Raw genomic sequence first — 18,403 nt, forward strand, 5'->3', positions numbered from 1 at the left:
CGCATTGCACGTAGCCTTTCCAGACGGGACATCCGGTGTGGAGTGGCACGATGCAGTCTTCCAGGGCGGTGGGCGATGCGGGTTGGGGCAGTGGCCGCTGGGGCGTCGTGTTCCTGTTTCTTGCCGCGCCGCTGCTGTTCGCCGGCAACATGGTGGGGGCCCGCTGGCTGGCCGGCAGCGTTCCGCCCGTGACGCTGGCCACCGGGCGCTGGCTGGTGGCGGCCTTGCTGCTGCTGCCGGTGGCGCTCCCCTACCTGCGCAAGCACGGCATGTCCCACGTATCGAAGAAGCTTCTGCTGCTGGTGGTGCTGCTGGGGGGCGTGCTCAGCGTGGCGCCGCAATATGGGGCGGCCAGCTATACCTCCGCCGGCAACATCGCCCTGCTGGCCGCCATGACGCCGCTGCTGGTGGCCATGATCGAGCGGGCCGTCTGGGGCATCCGCCTGCGTCCCGCCATGCTGGCCGGCATCGGCTGCGCGTTCAGCGGCATCGCCGTGGCAACGTTCCGGGGTGACCTGGGGGCGTTGCTGCGCTTGCAGGTCAACCCTGGCGACCTGCTGATGATGGCGGCCATCCTGGCTTGGTCGGGCTACACGGCGCTGTTGCGTCACCGGCCCGTGGCGCTGCCGCCCATGGTCTTGTTGTGGGTGGTGGCCGCCGGCGGTGCCGCGTGCCTGTCACCGATGGCGCTGCTGGAATGGACGCAGGCCGGCGTGCCCGCGCTGGGTGCGCAGGCCTTCTGGGGCATGCTGTTTCTGGGGCTGGTGGCCGGTGTCGGCGCCTATGGCGCGTACGGCCGTGTGGTGACCCTGGTCGGCGCGGGGCGTGCCAGCATGTCGATGTACCTGGTCCCGGCCTACGCCCTCGGCCTGGGCGCCTTGCTGCTGGGCGAGCAGCTTCAGCCTTATCATGCGGTGTCGATGGCCCTGGTGCTGGGTGGCGTGGCGCTGGGCACCGTGTCGCCGGCGAAGACACGCCGGGCCTGAACGCGAAACAGGCGACGGAAGCGCGCGGGCCATGGCCCGCTCGCCTCGTCGCCTGCCTTGCCATCTGGTGGAGATGGAGGGGTCCGCGGGCCCCCAATGGTCCCGGGGGTGGGGGCGTCGCTTCGGGGCCGAGATTATGCGGCGGTTACAATCAAGTCCAGCCGCCATCCACGACGAACTCCTGCGCCGAACACATGCGCGACGCAGCCGAAGCCAGGAACAGCGCCATCTCCGCGATGTCCTCGGGCTGCACCCGTCCGGCCAGGGCCTGCCCGGCGTCGATGGCCTTTTCGGCCTCCGGCGTCACCCAATGGGTCAGCTGCCGTTCCGTCATCACCCAGCCTGGCACCAGGGTGTTCACCCGGATGTTGTCCTTGCCGTAGTCGGTGGCCAGGCTGCGGGTCAGGCCCTGCACGGAAGCCTTGGCCATCGTATAGGCCGCCATGCCGCCCTGCTTGAGCTTCCAGCTCACCGAGCCGAAGTTGACGATGGAGCCGCCGCCCGCCCGTTGCATCTGCGGCAACACGGCCTGGGCCGCGAACAGCATGGGTCGCTGGTTGATGGCGATGCGGTCGTCATAGAACTCCGGCGTCACCTCCTCCAGCTTGTGCCGCTGGTCGTTGGCGGCGTTGTTCAGCAGCACGGTGATGTCGCCATGCGCGGCGCGCGCCTGCTCCACCGCAGCGCGCAGGGCCGCGATGTCTCGGATGTCGCAGGGGATGAAGAGGGGTGCATTGGGCAGGCGCGCGGCCAGGGCCTCGCTCGGCTCGCGGGCGATGTCCACGAAGGCCACCTTGCTGCCCTGCCGGGCGAAGGCTTCGGTCAGCGAGGCACCGATGCCGCTGCCGCCGCCGGTGATGAAGACGCTCCGTCCCGAAAGGTCGGGGTAGGTGGCTTTCGGCTGCATTCTGGGCGTTCCTGCTGCTGCGTGGCCGGTTTGGTCCCGGCCTTGCGCTGAGGCTAACTCAAAGCGGCTGGCACTGGTATCCCCGCCGTCCGCAGCCCGGCGGTCCCGTGCGGCCGCAGCGGGCCGAGGTCGATGGAACGCAGCAGGGTGGCCCGGGCGGTACGCAGATGGGCGCGGCACTTGGCGTCGATCGCCCTCAGGTCACGCGAGCGCAGCGCCGCGATGTAATCCAGGTGCTCCTGGATTGCCACGATGTTGCGCTCCTTCTCGTCCGCCTTGTTCCACTGGTAGTGATAATGGAAGATGATCGAGATGACGTCGTAGAAGTCCAGGATGAAGCGGTTGCTGGACGCCTGGTGGATCAGCCGGTGCAGCCGCTCGTCCAGGCGGGAAAAGTCGCTGAACCGGTCGTCGATCTCGTCCAGCAGGCGGTGGTGCTGCCGCTCGATCTCGTCCAGCAGGGCCCAGGCGGGAGCGTCATCGGCCAGCCCGACGAAGTGGCGGGCGGAGCGCAGCTCGAACAGCTCGCGGATCTCATAGATCTCGGCAGCGAAGGCAGGGGTGACGCCCTTGAACACCCAGCCGCTGTTGGGATGTCGTTCCAGGAGACCGAAGCGGCTGAAGTGAGTTAGATATTCGCGGATGGCGGTGGTCGATGTCCCGAACTGCCGTGCCAGTTCCGAAGCGTTGATCGTTTGGCCCGGCTGGCAGTCGCCTTGCAGCACCCATTGCATGAAGCGGCGCTCGACCAGCTCGGCCACCGTTTCGGTCTGCGGCTCCGGAAAGTAATCGGCGGCCTCGGGCGCCCGCAGCAGGAAGCGCCGTGCGCCGCTGGTTCGCACCAACCCATTGGCCGCCAGCGTCGCCAGCACGGCACGGACGGTGGTGCGGCTGACTTCCAGGGCTTCCGCCAGCTCGGCTTCCGAGAATGGCCATTCACCCGGGGCGCGGTGCGCCAGCAAGGACAGGCAGCGGTTGAAGGCCCGCTTGTATACGGTGTTGGTTTTCATGCGCGTTTGGCCCGCTGCTCCCGCCGGCATTGAACAGCGGGCGCGCCGCGGCGTCCATGGCCGTTCTTTGTCCACGAAGAACTGATTGACAGGACCGGATCGCGTGGTCCTTTATGCTTAAGCCGACAAGAGCGACAAAGAGCAAGCGGAGAGGACGTGACCAGGATTCCCCCATCGTACCGCCACGTCTGCGCGGTTGGCGCCGCATGAGCGGACGCATCATCCAGTTCGGCACCAGCCGCTTCCTGCAGGCGCATGTCGATCTGTTCGTGCATGAGGCGCGCGAGCAGGGGCAGCAGGCCGGGCCGATCACTGTCGTGCAGGCATCGGGTTCAGCCGCGCGGGCCGGGCGCGTGGCCGCTTTCGGTGCGCCGGGTGGCTATCCGGTCATCATCCGCGGCATGCAGAGCGGCGTGCCGGTCGAGCGCCAGGTTTCCGTCACCAGCATTGATCGCGGTCTGTCCGCAATCCGCGACTGGGATACCCTGGTGCGCCTGTTTGTCGAGGACGCCAGCTACGTCGTGTCCAACATGGGTGACACGGGCTACGATATCGCCGAATCGGACCGCGGGCCGGCGCTGCTGTCCGGCACCGTTCCCGCCAGCTTTCCCGGCAAGCTGACCGCGCTGCTGCACCACCGCTGGAAGGCGGGTGGCCACATGTTGACGGTGTTGCCTTGCGAGCTGATCAATCGCAACGGCCATGTGTTGCAACAGGCTGTGCTGGATCTCGCGGCGGAGGCCGGTGCGGCCGATGCGTTCCTGACCTGGCTGCGGGACGGCGTGATCTGGGCGGACACGCTGGTGGACCGCATCGTGTCCGAGCCGCTGGAGCCGATTGGCGCCGTGGCGGAGCCTTACGCCATCTGGGTGATCGAGCGCCGCCCCGGGCTGGTGCCGCCCTGCCACCACCCCAGCATCGTGCTGGCCGACGATCTGCAACCCTTCGAGCGGCTGAAGCTGCATATCCTGAACCTGGGCCACACCGTGCTGGCCGATATCTGGCAGCGCGAAGCCCGCCCGGCGGGGGAAACAGTGCGCGAGATCCTGGCCGACCCCGCCATCCGCGCCCGCCTGGATGTGCTGTACGCCAACGAGGTGCTGCCCGGCTTCGCGGCGCGGGGCATGGCGGCCGAGGCCGCGCCCTATGTGGCGGCGACCATGGACCGCTTCCTGAACCCCTTCCTCGACCATCGCATCGCCGATATCGCGCAGAACCACCCGACCAAGGTGGCGCGCCGCATCGGCGCATTTCTGGAATGGTCCGGCCGCGCCGGTGCCAGCCCGGTGCTCGATGGCGTGGTGGCCGGCGCATGACCTACCAGTTCGATTTCTCCGCGCTCGTTCCCTACTGGTCGCTTTTTCTGGAAGGCGTCTGGCTGACGCTGCAGCTTTCGGCCGTATCCACCGTCCTCGGCTTTGTCGGCGGCGCGTTGTGCGCCATTGCCCGCGCCGATGGGCCGCCCTGGCTGCAACGCATCGTCGGCGGCTATGTCGAGGTGATCCGCAACACGCCGCTGCTGGTGCAGATCTTCCTGGTGTATTTCGGCATTGCCGTGCTGGGCATACGGATCGACGCGAACCTGGCCGCCGTGCTAGCGCTCGTCGTCAACGTGGTCGCCTACACCTGCGAGATCATGCGTGCGGGCATCGAGAGCATCCACAAGGCGCAGGTGGAAGCCGCCGATTGCCTGGGGCTGAACCGCCGCCAGACCTACTGGCACGTGATCCTGCGCCCGGCGATCGAGCGAGTCTATCCCGCGCTCGTCAGCCAGTATGTGCTGCTGATGCTGGCCTCCTCCATCACCTCGCAGATCTCGGCGGAGGAGCTGACGGCAGTGGCCAACCGCATCCAGTCCGACACCTTCCGCTCCTTCGAAACCTACATCGTGGTTGGCCTGCTCTACATCGCGCTGTCCTTTGTCGTGCGGGGTGCCTTCTGGGCGTTCGGCATGCTGGTCTTCACCCGCCGCCGCAAGCTCGGCACGGCGCTGTAAGGGGAGGGGAAAGCATGCCGACCTTTGGCCTCGGCCACGTCTGGTTCCTGATCATCGCCGCCGGGTGGACGCTGGCGCTTTCCGCCATCGCCTTTATCGGCGGCGGTCTCCTCGGCTTCGTCATCGCGCTGATGAAGGTGTCGGACAACAAGCTGCTGCGTGGCATCGCCTCGGCCTATGTGCAGATCGTGCAGGGCACGCCGCTGCTGATCCTGCTGTTCCTGATCTATTTCGGCGTGGCGATCCTGGGCTTCAACAACGTCCCCGCGCTGCTCGCGGCGGGTGCCGGCCTGACCATCTACGCCTCGGGGTTTCTTGGCGAGATCTGGCGCGGCTGCATCGAAAGCGTGCCGAAGACCCAGTGGGAGGCCGCCGAGTGCTTGGCGATGACCCGTTGGCAGCGCATGACCCGCGTCATCCTGCCGCAGGCGGCGCGCATCGCGACCGCGCCCACGGTCGGGTTCCTGGTGCAGATCGTCAAGAACACCTCGCTGGCGTCCGTGGTCGGCTTCGTCGAGCTGTCGCAGGCCGGCAAGCTGATCAACAACTCGACGTTCCAGCCCTTCATCGTCTTCATCACCGTCGCGGTGATCTACTTCCTCATCTGCTACCCGCTCTCGGTCTGGAGCCGTGGGCTGGAAAGGAGGCTCAATGTCGGCCGTCGTTAAGCTCAGCAACGTCCACAAGAGCTTCGGTCCGCTCAAGGTGCTGGACGGTGTGTCCTTCGAGGTCGCGCGCGGCGAGGTCGTTGCCGTGATCGGCCAGTCCGGCTCGGGCAAGTCCACCGCGCTGCGCTGCATCAACGCTCTGGAAACCATCGAGCAGGGCTCGATCGAGGTTTGCGGCCACCAGGTGGACAGCGACAAGCTGGACAAGCGCGCGCTGCGCCAGGACGTCGGCATCGTCTTCCAGAGCTACAACCTGTTTCCGCACCTGACCGCGGAGCAGAACATCATGCTGGCGCCGACCTGCGTGAAGAAGGTGGGCAAGAAGGAAGCGCGGGAGCTGGCGCATGGCGTGCTGGCGCAGGTGGGGCTGGCCGAGAAGGCCGACCACTACCCCGAGCAGCTTTCCGGCGGCCAGCAGCAGCGCGTGGCCATCGCCCGCTCGCTCGCCATGCAGCCCAAGGTGATGCTGTTCGACGAGGTGACCTCCGCGCTCGACCCGCAGCTGACGGGGGAAGTGCTGAAGGTGATGGAGGACCTGGCGCGCGGCGGCATGACCATGATCCTGGTGACGCATGAGATGGGCTTCGCGCGCAAGGTGGCGACCAACGTGATCTACATGCGGCAGGGCAAGGTCTGGGAAACGCTCCCTGGCCACGAGCTGACCAGTCCCCGGACTCCCGAGCTGCGCGATTTCATCGGCAGCGAACTCTAAAAACCAGAAGAGGAACACCAGAATGAACCGCAGGACCCTGTTCGGCGCCGGCGCCGGCCTGATCGCCGCCTCCACCCTCGGCCGCCCGGCCTTTGCCCAGGTGCCGGATGCCATCAAGACGCGCGGCAAGCTGATGGTCGCGCTCGACCTCGGCTCGCCGCCCTTCGGCATGACCGATGCCTCCATGCAGCCCACCGGTTCGGACGTCGAGGCCGCGCGGCTGCTGGCCGCCGACTGGAAGCTGCCGCTGGAGATCGTGCAGGTCACCAGCCCCAACCGCGTGCCGTTCCTGCTGACCGGCAAGGCCGACATGGTGATGGCCAGCTTCAGCGTGACCGACGAGCGCAAGCGCGTCATTGACTTCTCCAAGCCCTATGGCGTCATCCAGATCGTCGTCGCCGGCAAGAAGGGCGTGGCGCTGCCGGACTACGCGGCGCTGTCGGGCAAGCGCGTCGGCACCACCCGCGGCAGCTCCAACGACGCCGCCTTCACGGCACTGAACACCGGTGCGCAGATCGTGCGCTTCGACGACGACGCGACGCTGATCACCGCGCTGGTGTCCGGCCAGATCGACATCATGGCGACCTCGCCGCAGATCATGGCGACCGCCAACACCCGCGCCGGCAACAGCCCGTTCGAGGTCAAGATCGTGGTCCGCACCAATCCCTACGCGGTTGGCATCCGCAAGGGCGAGACGGCGCTGCAGACCGCGTTGAACGAATGGATCGACGCCAACATGGCGAACGGCAAGCTGCGCGAGATCTACAAGAAGTACAACGGCGTCGACCTGCCCGAGCAGATGCCGGCGTAATGCTTCCGGCCCGCCCTCCAGGCGGGCCGGCCCTTATCCGACTGACCGAGAGACATGACCATGAAGGTGCTGATCTGCGACGAACCCGGCAAGCTGTCGGTGATCGACCGCCCCGAGCCGAAGCCGGCCGCGGGGGAGGTGCTGGTGCGCATCAAGCGTGTCGGCATCTGCGGCACCGACTTCCATATCTTCGGTGGCAAGCACCCGTTCCTAGAATACCCGCGGGTGATGGGGCATGAGCTGTCCGGCACCATCGAGTCCGCGCCCGAAGGCAGCGGGCTGCGCGCCGGCCAGAACTGCTACATCGTGCCTTATCTGAGCTGCGGCCATTGCGTGGCCTGCCGCAAGGGCATCACCAACGCCTGCCAGAACATCAGCGTGCTCGGCGTCCACAAGGACGGCGGCATGGCGGAGCTGCTGTGCGTGCCCGCCGGCAACGTCATCCCGGTCGGCGACACGCCGCTGGAGGACGCGGCGATGATCGAGTTCCTGGCGATCGGCGCGCATGGCGTGAAGCGCGGCGGCATCGGCGCACAGGACCGCGTGCTGGTGGTGGGCTCCGGCCCCATCGGCATGTCGGCCATCATCTTCGCCAAGGCGCGCGGCGCGCATGTCACCGTCATGGACATGCGCGAGGACCGGCTGGCCTTCACGCAGGACCAGCTCGGCGCCGACGCGCTGCTGCTGGCCAATGCGGAGGCCGAGGCCAAGGCGGCTGCCGCCACCCAGGGCGACTTCTTCGATGCCGTGATCGACTGCACCGGCAACACCGCCGCCATGCAGCGCGGCTTCGGCTTCGTGGGCCATGGCGGGCGCTACGTGCTGGTGTCCGTGGTGCGGGAGAACATCACCTTTTCCGACCCCGAGTTCCACAAGCGCGAAACCACGCTCTTCGCCAGCCGCAACGCGCAGGCGGACGACTTCGCCGAGGTCGTGACACAGATGCAGGCGGGCCGCGTGCCGACCAAGGCGCTGAACACGCATCGCGGCCCGTTGACCTCCGGCCCCGAGCTGTTCCGCGAATGGGCGCGCCCCGAGGCCGGTGTCATCAAGGCCATTCTGGAAGTATGACCGCGCCCCGCACGCTGCGCCTGCACGATGCCGACAACGTCGTCGTCGCCATCGATGCCATTCCCGCCGGCACGATGCTGCCCTTCGGCCTGCTGGTGACGGAGCGGGTGCCCAAGGGGCACAAGCTCTCGACGGCCGGCATCGGGCAGGGGCAGCCGGTGCGGAAGTTCGGCCAGATCATTGGCTTCGCCGGGCGGGACATCCTGCCTGGTTCCTGGGTGCACGAGCACAACGTCGCCATCCAGGACTTCGAGCGGGACTATGCCTTCGCGCAGGAGGTGCGGGACGACCAGCACCTGCGCGACGGCGAGTTGCCGGCGCATTTCCAGGGCTTCCACCGCGCCGACGGCCGGGTGGGCACGCGCAACTACATCGGCATCCTGTCATCGGTGAACTGCTCGGCCACCGTGATCGACTTCATCGCCGATGAGATCGCCCGCTCGGGCATTCTGGCCGAATACCCGAACATCGACGGCGTGGTGCCTTTTACCCATGGCACCGGCTGCGGCATGGGCAGCAAGGGCGAGGAGTTCGACCTGCTGGCCCGCACCCAGTGGGGCTATGCCAGCCATCCCAACTTCGCCGCCGTGCTGGTGGTTGGGCTGGGCTGCGAGGTGTTCCAGATCCCGCGCCTGAAGGACGCCTATGGCATCGTGGAAGGCGAGCACTTCCAGAGCCTGACGATTCAGGAAAGCGGCGGCACGCGGCGGGCCATCGATATCGGCGTCGGCAAGATCCGCGAGATGCTGCCCTTCGCCAATCGCAGCGTCCGCAGCACCGCTCCCGCCTCGGCGCTGACGCTGGCGCTGCAATGCGGCGGCTCGGACGGCTATTCCGGGCTGACCGCCAATCCGGCGCTGGGCGCGGCCGCCGACCTGCTGGTACGCCAGAGCGGCACCGCCATCCTGTCCGAAACGCCGGAGATCTTCGGCGCCGAGCACCTGCTGACGCGGCGGGCGGAGAGCGTGGAGGTCGGCCGCAAGATCGTCGACCTGATCGCCTGGTGGAAGGACTATGCCGCGCGCGCCGGGGGGGAGCTGAACAACAACCCATCGCCGGGCAACAAGGCGGGCGGCCTGACCACCATCCTGGAGAAGTCCTTGGGCGCGGCCGCCAAGGGCGGCACCGCCACGTTGCGCGGCGTGTATCGTTATGCCGAGCGGATCGACCGCACCGGCTTCGTGTTCATGGATACGCCGGGATATGATCCGGTGGCCGCCACGGGGCAGGTGGCCGGCGGCGCCAACCTGCTGTGCTTCACCACCGGGCGCGGCTCCGCCTATGGCTGCAAGCCGACACCCTCGGTCAAGCTGGCGACCAACTCCGACCTTTACCGGCGGATGCAGGACGACATGGACATCGACTGCGGGGATATCCTCGACGGCGTGAGCGTTGCGCAGAAGGGCGAGGAGATCTTCGGCCGTCTGCTTTCCATCGCATCCGGCGAGCGGTCCAAGTCCGAACTGCTCGGCTATGGCCGCAATGAGTTCGTGCCCTGGCAGCTCGGCGCCACCATGTAGCTCAGCCGGGCAGGCAGCGGGTCACGTCGTCATGGCCGCGCGCCAGCATCGGCTTGGTGCCCTCGGGGCAGGCGGACTGCACGCGGCTGGCGGCCGGCAGGCCGCGGTCCCACCCCGGGGCGGGCAGTCCAAAGCCGGAACCGGCGGCCGTGCGGCGGCCCCCGGCGTTGCACCGGCCGGGGGCGCCGCGCACCGGCGCACCGCCATTCGGGCACAGCCAGCGCCGCAATTCCTCGATCTGCGCAGAGCTGGGGCGCCGGTACTCGGCAGCCAGCGTGGGCGTGGCGGCGAGCAGGAGCAGCATGATCAGGGCGGTGCCACGCATCATGGGCGGCATATGGCACGTGGGGCCCCGCGCCGTAACCCGTGACAGGAAACAGAATGTTGCGGGCCTTGAACCGCCCCTCAGTCATGGCAACATCACCCGCATGGATCAGCAGTTCCGTCAGCGCCCCGTCATCGACATGACCCCGGAGGGTGAGTTCCGCGGTCCACAGGCACGTCCCACCAGCTTCACGGACAAGGTCATGGCCCGCGTTGGCGGTGTCGCGGCGCTTGTCGCGCTGGTGGCGGGCGGCGTGGTGGTGGCGGGCATCGCCATCGCGTTCTTCGCGATCGCCTTGCCGATCGCGGTTCTTGCCGGCGCCGTCGCGTTCGGCAGCCTGTGGTGGCGCATGAAGCGAGCCGGGCGGCAAGGCCATGCCTTTTCGTCCATGATGCGGCGCTGAACCGGCCGCCACCCGCCTTCACGGTCGACCCGAGCCGGCTCTACGACGTCGGCGACCAGGGCGAGGTGCATGTCGCACCACTGGAACAGGAAACGCGCCCCTCCGGGCGCGTTTGGCGTTGGTGGATCGCTGCTGTCGCGCTCAATGCGGCCGGGGCCGCCAGCACCGTGCTGGCTTTCGTTCTGGGCGGCCGGCCGGCAGGTGCGGCCATGGGCCTCGTGATGATCGGCACCGCGCCCTTGCTGGGCGTGGCGCCGGCCCTGGTCTGGTCGCAGCGCCGCCGTCTGCACCAGCGGGTGGAGCGCCGGCCCGCCCGCTTTCGCTAGGCGCGGCCGCCGGAGCGCTGCCGGAAGGCCAGGGCCTCCGCCATGTGGGCGCGGGCGATCGTCGCCTCGCCCGCCAGATCGGCGATGGTCCGGGCCACGCGAAAGCACCGCGTGAAGCCACGGTTGGACAAGCCAAGCTGGGTCGCGGCCCGTTCCGCCAGGGCCAGGGTGTCCGGCGCCGCCGCCGCCGTCAGCCCGTCCAGCGTCGCCTCGGCATTGATGCCGCCGCGCTGGTGCTGCGCATGCCGCGCCGCCGCGACCCGTGCCGCCACCACCACGCTGGTTTCGCCCCGCGGCGCGCGCGCCAGTTCTCCCGGTGCGATGGGCGCCATGCCGATGGTCAGGTCCACTCGGTCCATCAGCGGGCCGGAGATGCGCTGCTGGTACTGCTCGCCGCAGCGGGGCGCCTGACCGCATTCGCGTGGGCCGTCGCCCAAATGGCCGCAGCGGCAGGGGTTCATCGCCGCCACCAGCTGGACGCGGGCGGGATAGGTGATGTGCGCCGCGGCCCGGCTGATGGAGCAGACGCCCGATTCCAAAGGTTGCCGCAAGGCTTCCAGCGCCGGGCGCGGGAATTCCGGCCATTCGTCCAGAAACAGCACCCCGCGATGCGCCAGGCTGATCTCGCCCGGCTTGGCCCCCGGCCCGCCGCCCACCAGCGCCGCCTGGCTTGCGGAATGGTGCGGGTCGCGGAATGGCGGGCGGGCGGAGATGCGGCCCTGTTCGATCAGTCCCGCCACGCTGCGGACCAGGCTCACCTCCAGCGCCTCCTGCGGCGTCAGGTCCGGCAGCAGTCCGGGCAGGCGGGCAGCCAGCATCGACTTCCCCGCGCCGGGCGGGCCGATCAGCAGGATGTTGTGCTGCCCGGCAGCGGCGATCTCGATAGCCCGCTTGGCGCTTTCCTGGCCCTTCACCTCGGACAGGCAGGGGCCGGTGGGGGGCTCCGACAGCAGGGCGGGGGGCTTGGGCGGGTCAAGCAGCTGCCGGCCGGTGAGGTGGGCGATGAATTGCCGCAGGTCGGCGGCGGCCAGGATCTCGATGTCGCCCGCCCAGGCGGCCTCGGCGCCCTGCGCACCGGGGCAGATCAGCCCCAGCCCCCGCGCGGCGGCCCCCAGTGCCGCGGGCAGGATGCCGGCGACGGGCCCGACGGTGCCATCCAGCGCCAGCTCGCCCAAGGCGGCGAAGCCGGCCAGTTCCTCGCGCGGCAGCACTTCCATCGCCGCCAGCACGGCCAGGGCGATGGGAAGGTCGAAATGCGAACCTTCTTTCTGGATGTTGGCGGGGGCGAGGTTCACCAGCACGCGCTTGGGCGGCAGGGCCAGCCCCAGCCCGGTCAGCGCGGCACGCACCCGCTCGCGGCTTTCCGCCACGGCCTTGTCCGGCAGACCGACCACCATGAAGGCGGGCAGGCCGGTGGAGATCTGCACCTGCACCTCGACCGGTACGGTTTCGATGCCGGAAAAGGCGAAGGTTGCCAAGCGCGCGATGGTCATGGGAAAGGGATCAACGCCCCCAGGCGGTCAGAAAGCGTTCCAGCAGCCCGCCGATCACCTCGACGTTGTAGCCGCCTTCCTGCACCAGCACGGTCGGCAGGTTGAGCGCCGCCAGCTTCTCCGCCGCGCGGGCGAAGCCATCGGCCGTGACGCCCAGAAAGCTCAATGGCTCGTGCTCCGAGGCATCGAAGCCCAGCGGGACCACCAGTGCATCGGGGCGGAAAAGCCGCACCCGCTGCAGCCCCGTGTCGATGGCGGCGAGCCAGGCGTCGTCCGCGCTGCCCTGGCGCAGGGGCAGGTTGGCGTTGCAGCCGGAGCCGTCCCCCGCGCCGGTTTCCCCGGCATGGCCGACATACCACGGATAATAGCCCGAAGGATCGCCGTGCACGGAGACGGTCAGGACATCGCCGCGGTCCCAGAAGATGCCCTGCGTGCCGTTGCCATGGTGCGCGTCGATGTCGAAGACCGCGACGCGGGCGGCGCCGGCGTCCCGCAGCCGCTGCGCGGCGAGGGCGCTGTTGTTGATGTAGCAATGCCCGCCCGCCCGCGCTGCATAGGCATGGTGGCCCGGCGGGCGGCACAATGCGTAGGCGGTGCCGCCCTGCGCCACCGCGTCGGCCGCGGCCAGCGCCGCGCCGGCGGCACCCGCGGCGGCTTCCCAGGTGCCGTCGCCTATGGGGCAGGCGGTGTCGGCCGTGTACCAGCCGACGCGGCCGATGATGGATTCGGGGCACACCGCCCCCTGGGCCAGCATCTCGGGTGTGGGATGCATGTTGGCGACAGCCTCGGGGCCCCGTTCCCGCAATCCGTTCCAGCCGCGCGAGGCGCTTTCCAGAAAATCGACGTAGCCGGCGTCATGCACCGCCAGCAGCGCCGCCCGCGTCGCGGCGGGCGGCTCGGCCGGTGGCAGGCCCAGCCGGTGCAGCGCGGACAGCAGCGCGCCCGCCCGCTCCGGCACCTCGAAGTTCGCGCGGACTTGGCCGCGCTGGAGAAAGAAGCGCGGCGTATGCCGCAGCTGGGCGGGGTGGGCGAAGCTCTGCATGGCCATGACGCTAAGATGAAGGGGCGGGCTTGTCGATCCGGTGCAACGAAGGCTAGCGTTCGGGCCAGGGGATTTTTCCAACGGAGACCGACGTATGTCCATGTCGCGACGCGGCCTGATGGCTGGCGCTGCCGCCTTGCCGGTGCTCTGGCGGATCGAGGATGCCATCGCCCAGGGCGTGCAGCCCAGGCGCGGCGGCACGCTGAACAGCATCGTCAATCCGGAACCCCCGATCCTTCATGTGGGGATCAACAACCAGGCGCCGACGCTGATCGTCGGCGGCAAGATCTTCCAGGGCCTGCTCCGCTACGACAGCAAGCTCTCCCCCATGCCGGAGCTCGCGAAGAGCTGGGAGGTGAGCGCCGATGGATTGGAATACACCTTCCACCTGCAGCAGAACGTGAAGTTCCACGACGGCGTGCCGATGACCGCGGACGACGTGGTGTTCTCCATCATGAAGTTCCACATGGAGGTTTCGCCCCGCGCGCGGGGCGTCTTCGCCCGCATCAAGGAAGGCATCGCGGTCGACCCCACGACGGTGAAGTTCGTGCTGTCGGCACCGTTCGAGCCGTTTTTACTGATGTTCGACAACACGGTCTCGGCCATCGTGCCGAAGCACCTGTTCGAGGGCACCGACTTCCGCCAGTCGCCGGCGGTGGCCAAGCCGGTCGGCACCGGGCCGTTCCGGCTCGCCGAATGGCAGCGGGGCAACTTCATCCGGCTGGAGCGCTTCGAGGATTACTGGAAGCCGGGGCAGCCCTATCTGGATGCCATCATCTACCGCGTCGTGCCCGACAGCCAGAGCCGCCGTCTGGCCCTGGAAAGCGGCCAGGTGCAGCTGACCCAGTCCAACGACATCGAGCCCTTCGACGTGCCGCAGATGCGCGCGCGCCCGAACCTGGAGGTGCAGACCACCGGCTGGGAATACTTCGGCCCGCTGATGTGGATGGACTTCAATCACCGCGTGAAGCCGCTGGACGACGTGCGGGTGCGCCGTGCCCTGACCATGGCGGTGAATCGCGACTTCATCGCGCAGCGTCTGTGGTTCGGCATCGGCAAGCCCGCGACCGGCCCGTTCCACAGCGCCACGCGGTTCTACGACGGCACCGCCAAGGTGCCGGGCTACGACCTCAATGCCGCCAAGGCGTTGCTGGATGAGGCGGGGCTGAAGCCGAACGGGCAGGGCGTGCGCTTCAGCATCAAGCATCTGAGCCTGCCGTACGGCGAGGTCTTCACCCGGTTGGGCGAATTCCTGAAGCAATCCTTCCGGCAGGTGGGCGTGGACCTGCAACTGGAAAGCGTCGATGTGGGCACCTGGTCGCAGCGCACCGCCAACTGGGACTTCGATACCACCATCAACTACCTGTACCAATATGGCGACCCGACGCTGGGCGTGGAGCGTTCCTACGTTTCCACCAACATCAAGAAGATCCTGTTCTCCAACGTCGCGGGTTATGCGAACCCCGAGGTGGACAAGCTCTTCGAGCAGGGGCGCGATGCCGCTGACCCGGCAATGCGACAGCAGGCCTTCTCGGCCGTGCAGAAGATCCTGGTGGCCGACATGCCGCTGCTGTGGCTGATGGAAATGTCCTTCCCCACGATCTACGACCGGAAGCTGAACAAGGTGATCACTTCCGGCTCCGGCGTGCATGCCAGCTTCGACGACGTGTTCCTGGCCTGATCGCCGGCGCATGGAACTGTCGCGCTTTCCTGCCTACCTAGCGGGGCGCCTGGTCAAGGCGGCGATCGTGGTGCTCGCGATCGTCGTCTGCAACTTCCTCCTGATCCACGCCGCGCCGGGGGATCCGGCCAGCATCATCGCGGGCCAGTCCGGCGCGGCGGATGCCCGCTTTCTGGAGCAGCTTCGGGCGCAGTTCGGGCTGGACCAGCCGCTGTATGTGCAGCTCTGGCTATACCTGAAGGGCGTGCTGACGCTGGACCTCGGCTTCAGCCACCGCCAGCAGGCCAGCGTCGCCTCGCTGGTGTGGGACCGGCTGCCGGCGACGCTGCTGCTGACGGGCGCCGCCTTTGTTTTCGCGATCGTGCTGGGCGTGACCATGGGCGCGCTGGCGGCGCGGCGGGTGGGCCGCTGGTCGGACAGCGTCATCACCGTGCTGGCGCTGGCCTTCTACGCCACGCCGCTGTTCTGGGTGGGGCTGATGCTGGTGCTGCTGTTCAGCGTCACGCTGGAATGGCTGCCCTCCTTCGGCATGATGTCGGTGGGTGTCGAGCTGTCGGGCATCGGCAAGGTGCTGGACGTGGCCAAGCACCTGCTGTTGCCGGCGCTGACGCTGGGGCTATTCTACGTGGCGGTTTATGCGCGGCTGTCGCGTGCCACCATGCTGGAGGTGGCGGACCAGGACTTCGTGAAAACCGCGCGCGCCAAGGGCGTGCCGGAAGGGCGCATCCTGCGGCGCCATGTGCTGCGCAACGCCATGCTGCCGGTCATCACCTTCGCCGGCATCCAGGCGGGGCAGCTGGTGGGCGGATCCATCCTGGTCGAGACGGTGTTCGCCTGGCCCGGCATCGGCCGCCTTGCCTTTGAGGCGCTTTTGGCCCGCGACTATCAGGTGCTGATGGGCGTGTTCTTCTGCACCAGCGTCATGGTGGTGCTGTTCAACCTGATCACGGACCTGCTCTACGCCGTGGTCGATCCGCGTGTGGAGGTGTCGTGATGCGCGGCTTCGCACGCAACTTCGCCCGCAACCGCGGTGCGGTGGTGGGGCTGGTTATTCTGCTGCTGGTCGTCATCCTCGCCATCGGCGCCCCCTGGTTCTATCCCGGCAGCCCCTGGGACATGGCGGGCATGCCCTTTGCCCCACCGGGCGAGATGGACATGCTGCTCGGCTCTGACAGCCTGGGCCGGGACGTGGCGGCCGGCATCGCGCATGGCGCGCGGGTGTCTCTGCTGGTCGGTGCCGTGTCCACCGTGGTGGCGCTGGTCATCGGCATCGGGCTCGGCGCGCTGGCCGGCTACCTGGGCGGCTGGGTGGACGACGTGGTGATGCGCTTCACCGAGTTCTTCCAGACCATCCCCTCCTTCGTGCTGGCCATCCTGCTGGTGGCGATCTTCACGCCGACCATCTGGTCCATCGTCTTCGCCATCGCCGTGGTGTCCTGGCCGCCGGTGGCCCGCGTGGTGCGCGCGGAGTTCCTGTCGCTGCGGTCGCGGGAGTTCGTGCAGGCGTCCGAGGTGCTGGGCAAGTCGCGGCTTTCCATCGTCTTCGGGGATATCCTGCCCAACGCGCTGTCGCCCATCGTCGTGCTGTCGTCGCTGATGGTGGCGTCCGCGATCCTGCTGGAATCCGCTCTGTCCTTTCTGGGTCTGGGCGATCCGAACCTGATGTCCTGGGGCTTCCTGATCGGCTCCGGCCGCAGCGTCATCCGCATCGCCTGGTGGATGAGCGTGTTCCCCGGCATCGCCATCTTCCTCACCGTGCTGTCGCTCAACCTGGTGGGCGAAGGGTTGTCGGACGCGCTGAACCCGCGCTTGGCCCGCGCCCGTGGAGGCAAGCCATGACCCGCCTGCTGACGGTTGAGAACCTTTCGGTCGCGCTGCCCCAGGGCGCCGACCGGCCCCATGCGGTGGAAAACCTGTCGCTGCATCTGGTTGCCGGGGAAATCCTTTGCATCGTGGGTGAGAGCGGCTCGGGCAAGTCGATCACCGCCAACACCGTGATGGGCCTGCTGCCGAAGCAGCTTCCCGTGACATCCGGGCGCATCACCTTCGAGGGCGAGGAGATCCTGGCGCTGTCCGACGAGGCGCTGCGTTCCCGCCGCGGCCGCCGCATGGCGATGGTGTTCCAGGAGCCGATGACGGCGCTGAACCCGCTGATGCGGGTGGGCGACCAGATCGCGGAAGCCCTGCAGGTGCACGGCAAGGGCGCCGAGGCGGCGAGGCGCGTGCCGGAACTGCTGGCGGCGGTGAACCTGCCCGACCCGGCGAGCATCGCCAAGAGCTACCCCTTCCGCCTGTCCGGCGGCCAGCGGCAGCGCGTGATGATCGCCATGGCGCTGGCGCTGGAGCCCGCGCTGCTGATCGCCGATGAGCCGACCACCGCGCTTGACGTCACGACGCAGATGCAGATCCTGCGGCTGATGCGCAAAATCCAGTCGCGCCAGGGCATGGGGGTGATGTTTATCACCCATGACTTCGGCGTGGTGGCCGAGATCGCGGACCGCGTGGTGGTGATGCAGCATGGCCGCATCGTCGAGCAGGGCACGGCGCAACAGGTGCTGAACGCGCCGCAGCACCCCTACACCAAGGCGCTGATCGCCGCCGTGCCGCATGGCGACGCCGCGGCGCGGCCAGAGGTATCGAAGACGCCGGTGCTGGAGATGCGCGGCATCGAGAAGACCTATTCCCGCGGCGGCTGGATCGGCCCGCGCGCGACGGTGCGCGCCATCCACAGCGCCGATTTCACGCTCTACAAGGGCGAGACGCTGGGGCTGGTCGGTGAATCCGGCTCCGGCAAATCCACGCTGGCCCGCTGCGTGGTGCGGCTGGTGGAGCCGGAAAAGGGCGAGATCATCTTCGCCGGCGAGGACCTCCGCCCGCTGTCCCGCGCCGGGTGGCTGCCCTACCGCAAGCGCATCCAGATGGTGTTCCAGGACCCCTACGCCTCGCTGAACCCGCGCCGCAAGGTGGGCGACGCGATCGCCGAGGGCCCGATCACCCATGGCGTCGATCCCGCCGAGGCGCGTGCCCGCGCGGTGGAGTTGCTGCGGCTGGTGCAGCTCGACCCTTCGGCCATCGAGCGATACCCGCACGAGTTCAGCGGCGGGCAGCGCCAGCGCATCGGGCTGGCGCGTGCGCTGGCGATGCAGCCGGAACTGCTGATCGCCGACGAGCCGGTATCCGCGCTCGACGTCTCGGTGCAGGCTCAGGTGCTGGCGCTGCTGGCGGATATCCGCAAGCGGCTGGGCCTGACCATGCTGTTCATCACCCACGACCTGCGGGTGGCGGCGCAGATCTGCGACCGCATCGCCGTCATGCAACGTGGTGCCATCGTGGAGCTCGGGACCACCGAGCAGGTCTTCGGCGCGCCGAAGCACGCCTATACCCGCGCGCTGCTGGACAGCATCCCCGGCCAGGGATGGACCCCGCCCGCGCTTTCTGCCTGAAGGATTGAT

Annotated in this window: 18 protein-coding genes; 13 read left to right on the forward strand and 5 right to left on the reverse strand. The window is 68.4% G+C overall.

What is annotated here, in order from left to right:
• The first annotated feature begins 50 nt into the window (after positions 1 to 50).
• Positions 51 to 986 (forward strand): DMT family transporter, encoded by a 936-nt coding sequence (locus tag IAI59_RS11235; RefSeq protein WP_207417304.1) that lies wholly within the window; start codon positions 51 to 53, stop codon positions 984 to 986.
• A gap of 151 nt (positions 987 to 1,137) precedes the next feature.
• Here IAI59_RS11235 and IAI59_RS11240 read toward each other — a convergent pair whose 3' ends face one another.
• Entirely contained in the window at positions 1,138 to 1,893 is a 756-nt protein-coding gene (locus IAI59_RS11240; protein WP_207417303.1) for an SDR family NAD(P)-dependent oxidoreductase, read from the reverse strand.
• 53 nt (positions 1,894 to 1,946) lie between these two features.
• Positions 1,947 to 2,903, reverse strand: coding sequence for a GntR family transcriptional regulator (locus IAI59_RS11245; protein ID WP_207417302.1), 957 nt, complete (start codon positions 2,901 to 2,903; stop codon positions 1,947 to 1,949).
• Positions 2,904 to 3,109: 206 nt separating this feature from the next.
• Here IAI59_RS11245 and IAI59_RS11250 point away from each other — a divergent pair, with 206 nt between their 5' ends.
• The 7 genes from IAI59_RS11250 to IAI59_RS11280 are packed head-to-tail and all read left to right on the forward strand — an operon-like array spanning position 3,110 to position 9,681.
• Complete coding sequence (locus IAI59_RS11250; protein WP_207417301.1) at positions 3,110 to 4,219, forward strand: mannitol dehydrogenase family protein; 1,110 nt, start codon at positions 3,110 to 3,112, stop codon at positions 4,217 to 4,219.
• Positions 4,216 to 4,899 carry an amino acid ABC transporter permease gene (locus IAI59_RS11255; protein WP_207417300.1) on the forward strand — a complete coding sequence of 228 codons (684 nt, stop codon included), beginning with the start codon at positions 4,216 to 4,218 and terminating at the stop codon, positions 4,897 to 4,899. The genes IAI59_RS11250 and IAI59_RS11255 overlap by 4 nt, the downstream gene beginning before the upstream one ends.
• Before the next feature lie 14 nt (positions 4,900 to 4,913).
• Complete coding sequence (locus IAI59_RS11260; RefSeq protein WP_207417299.1) at positions 4,914 to 5,567, forward strand: amino acid ABC transporter permease; 654 nt, start codon at positions 4,914 to 4,916, stop codon at positions 5,565 to 5,567.
• Entirely contained in the window at positions 5,551 to 6,279 is a 729-nt protein-coding gene (locus tag IAI59_RS11265) for an amino acid ABC transporter ATP-binding protein (RefSeq protein WP_207417298.1), read from the forward strand. Before IAI59_RS11260 ends, IAI59_RS11265 begins: the two co-directional genes overlap by 17 nt.
• A gap of 22 nt (positions 6,280 to 6,301) precedes the next feature.
• Complete coding sequence (locus IAI59_RS11270; protein ID WP_207417295.1) at positions 6,302 to 7,090, forward strand: transporter substrate-binding domain-containing protein; 789 nt, start codon at positions 6,302 to 6,304, stop codon at positions 7,088 to 7,090.
• A 54-nt stretch (positions 7,091 to 7,144) separates the two neighbouring features.
• Positions 7,145 to 8,161, forward strand: coding sequence for a zinc-binding alcohol dehydrogenase family protein (locus tag IAI59_RS11275; RefSeq protein ID WP_237180698.1), 1,017 nt, complete (start codon positions 7,145 to 7,147; stop codon positions 8,159 to 8,161).
• Positions 8,158 to 9,681, forward strand: coding sequence for a UxaA family hydrolase (locus tag IAI59_RS11280; RefSeq protein WP_207417293.1), 1,524 nt, complete (start codon positions 8,158 to 8,160; stop codon positions 9,679 to 9,681). Before IAI59_RS11275 ends, IAI59_RS11280 begins: the two co-directional genes overlap by 4 nt.
• Before the next feature lies 1 nt (position 9,682).
• Here IAI59_RS11280 and IAI59_RS11285 read toward each other — a convergent pair whose 3' ends face one another.
• Positions 9,683 to 9,985 (reverse strand): hypothetical protein, encoded by a 303-nt coding sequence (locus tag IAI59_RS11285; RefSeq protein ID WP_237180697.1) that lies wholly within the window; start codon positions 9,983 to 9,985, stop codon positions 9,683 to 9,685.
• Between IAI59_RS11285 and IAI59_RS11290 the strand changes: the two genes are divergently transcribed.
• Complete coding sequence (locus tag IAI59_RS11290) at positions 9,984 to 10,409, forward strand: hypothetical protein (protein ID WP_237180696.1); 426 nt, start codon at positions 9,984 to 9,986, stop codon at positions 10,407 to 10,409. The genes IAI59_RS11285 and IAI59_RS11290 overlap by 2 nt on opposite strands.
• A 322-nt stretch (positions 10,410 to 10,731) precedes the next feature.
• On the opposite strand, the gene IAI59_RS11295 is transcribed toward IAI59_RS11290, so the two are convergent.
• Complete coding sequence (locus IAI59_RS11295; RefSeq protein ID WP_207417290.1) at positions 10,732 to 12,228, reverse strand: YifB family Mg chelatase-like AAA ATPase; 1,497 nt, start codon at positions 12,226 to 12,228, stop codon at positions 10,732 to 10,734.
• Positions 12,229 to 12,238: 10 nt separating this feature from the next.
• Positions 12,239 to 13,276 carry a histone deacetylase family protein gene (locus IAI59_RS11300; RefSeq protein ID WP_336512601.1) on the reverse strand — a complete coding sequence of 346 codons (1,038 nt, stop codon included), beginning with the start codon at positions 13,274 to 13,276 and terminating at the stop codon, positions 12,239 to 12,241.
• 88 nt (positions 13,277 to 13,364) lie between these two features.
• On the opposite strand from IAI59_RS11300, the gene IAI59_RS11305 reads away from it, so the two are divergent.
• From IAI59_RS11305 to IAI59_RS11320, 4 genes are read left to right on the forward strand one after another with little or no spacing between them, the layout of a single operon-like run.
• Positions 13,365 to 14,951: an ABC transporter substrate-binding protein gene (locus tag IAI59_RS11305; RefSeq protein ID WP_237180695.1), complete on the forward strand. Its 1,587-nt coding sequence runs from the start codon at positions 13,365 to 13,367 to the stop codon at positions 14,949 to 14,951.
• A gap of 10 nt (positions 14,952 to 14,961) precedes the next feature.
• Positions 14,962 to 15,945 (forward strand): ABC transporter permease, encoded by a 984-nt coding sequence (locus IAI59_RS11310; RefSeq protein ID WP_207417286.1) that lies wholly within the window; start codon positions 14,962 to 14,964, stop codon positions 15,943 to 15,945.
• Positions 15,945 to 16,790 (forward strand): ABC transporter permease, encoded by an 846-nt coding sequence (locus IAI59_RS11315; RefSeq protein ID WP_207417280.1) that lies wholly within the window; start codon positions 15,945 to 15,947, stop codon positions 16,788 to 16,790. The genes IAI59_RS11310 and IAI59_RS11315 overlap by 1 nt, the downstream gene beginning before the upstream one ends.
• A complete protein-coding gene (locus IAI59_RS11320) occupies positions 16,787 to 18,394 on the forward strand; it encodes an ABC transporter ATP-binding protein (RefSeq protein ID WP_207417277.1) in 1,608 nt (535 codons plus the stop codon). Before IAI59_RS11315 ends, IAI59_RS11320 begins: the two co-directional genes overlap by 4 nt.
• Positions 18,395 to 18,403 lie beyond the last annotated feature (9 nt).

The organism is Roseomonas haemaphysalidis (genome assembly GCF_017355405.1).
GTDB classification, from domain to species: domain Bacteria; phylum Pseudomonadota; class Alphaproteobacteria; order Acetobacterales; family Acetobacteraceae; genus Pseudoroseomonas; species Pseudoroseomonas haemaphysalidis.

Bases quoted from the DNA above. Each gene is read 5' to 3' on its own strand.
- IAI59_RS11295 (WP_207417290.1), bottom strand. From the start codon at position 12,228: ATGACCATCGCGCGCTTGGCAACCTTCGCCTTTTCCGGCATCGAAACC.
- IAI59_RS11270 (WP_207417295.1), top strand. From the start codon at position 6,302: ATGAACCGCAGGACCCTGTTCGGCGCCGGCGCCGGCCTGATCGCCGCC.
- IAI59_RS11275 (WP_237180698.1), top strand. From the start codon at position 7,145: ATGACCATGAAGGTGCTGATCTGCGACGAACCCGGCAAGCTGTCGGTG.
- IAI59_RS11320 (WP_207417277.1), top strand. From the start codon at position 16,787: ATGACCCGCCTGCTGACGGTTGAGAACCTTTCGGTCGCGCTGCCCCAG.
- IAI59_RS11250 (WP_207417301.1), top strand. From the start codon at position 3,110: ATGAGCGGACGCATCATCCAGTTCGGCACCAGCCGCTTCCTGCAGGCG.
- IAI59_RS11265 (WP_207417298.1), top strand. From the start codon at position 5,551: ATGTCGGCCGTCGTTAAGCTCAGCAACGTCCACAAGAGCTTCGGTCCG.
- IAI59_RS11300 (WP_336512601.1), bottom strand. From the start codon at position 13,276: ATGGCCATGCAGAGCTTCGCCCACCCCGCCCAGCTGCGGCATACGCCG.
- IAI59_RS11235 (WP_207417304.1), top strand. From the start codon at position 51: ATGCAGTCTTCCAGGGCGGTGGGCGATGCGGGTTGGGGCAGTGGCCGC.
- IAI59_RS11305 (WP_237180695.1), top strand. From the start codon at position 13,365: ATGTCCATGTCGCGACGCGGCCTGATGGCTGGCGCTGCCGCCTTGCCG.
- IAI59_RS11310 (WP_207417286.1), top strand. From the start codon at position 14,962: ATGGAACTGTCGCGCTTTCCTGCCTACCTAGCGGGGCGCCTGGTCAAG.
- IAI59_RS11285 (WP_237180697.1), bottom strand. From the start codon at position 9,985: ATGCTGCTCCTGCTCGCCGCCACGCCCACGCTGGCTGCCGAGTACCGG.
- IAI59_RS11255 (WP_207417300.1), top strand. From the start codon at position 4,216: ATGACCTACCAGTTCGATTTCTCCGCGCTCGTTCCCTACTGGTCGCTT.
- IAI59_RS11245 (WP_207417302.1), bottom strand. From the start codon at position 2,903: ATGAAAACCAACACCGTATACAAGCGGGCCTTCAACCGCTGCCTGTCC.
- IAI59_RS11240 (WP_207417303.1), bottom strand. From the start codon at position 1,893: ATGCAGCCGAAAGCCACCTACCCCGACCTTTCGGGACGGAGCGTCTTC.
- IAI59_RS11260 (WP_207417299.1), top strand. From the start codon at position 4,914: ATGCCGACCTTTGGCCTCGGCCACGTCTGGTTCCTGATCATCGCCGCC.
- IAI59_RS11315 (WP_207417280.1), top strand. From the start codon at position 15,945: ATGCGCGGCTTCGCACGCAACTTCGCCCGCAACCGCGGTGCGGTGGTG.
- IAI59_RS11290 (WP_237180696.1), top strand. From the start codon at position 9,984: ATGATCAGGGCGGTGCCACGCATCATGGGCGGCATATGGCACGTGGGG.
- IAI59_RS11280 (WP_207417293.1), top strand. From the start codon at position 8,158: ATGACCGCGCCCCGCACGCTGCGCCTGCACGATGCCGACAACGTCGTC.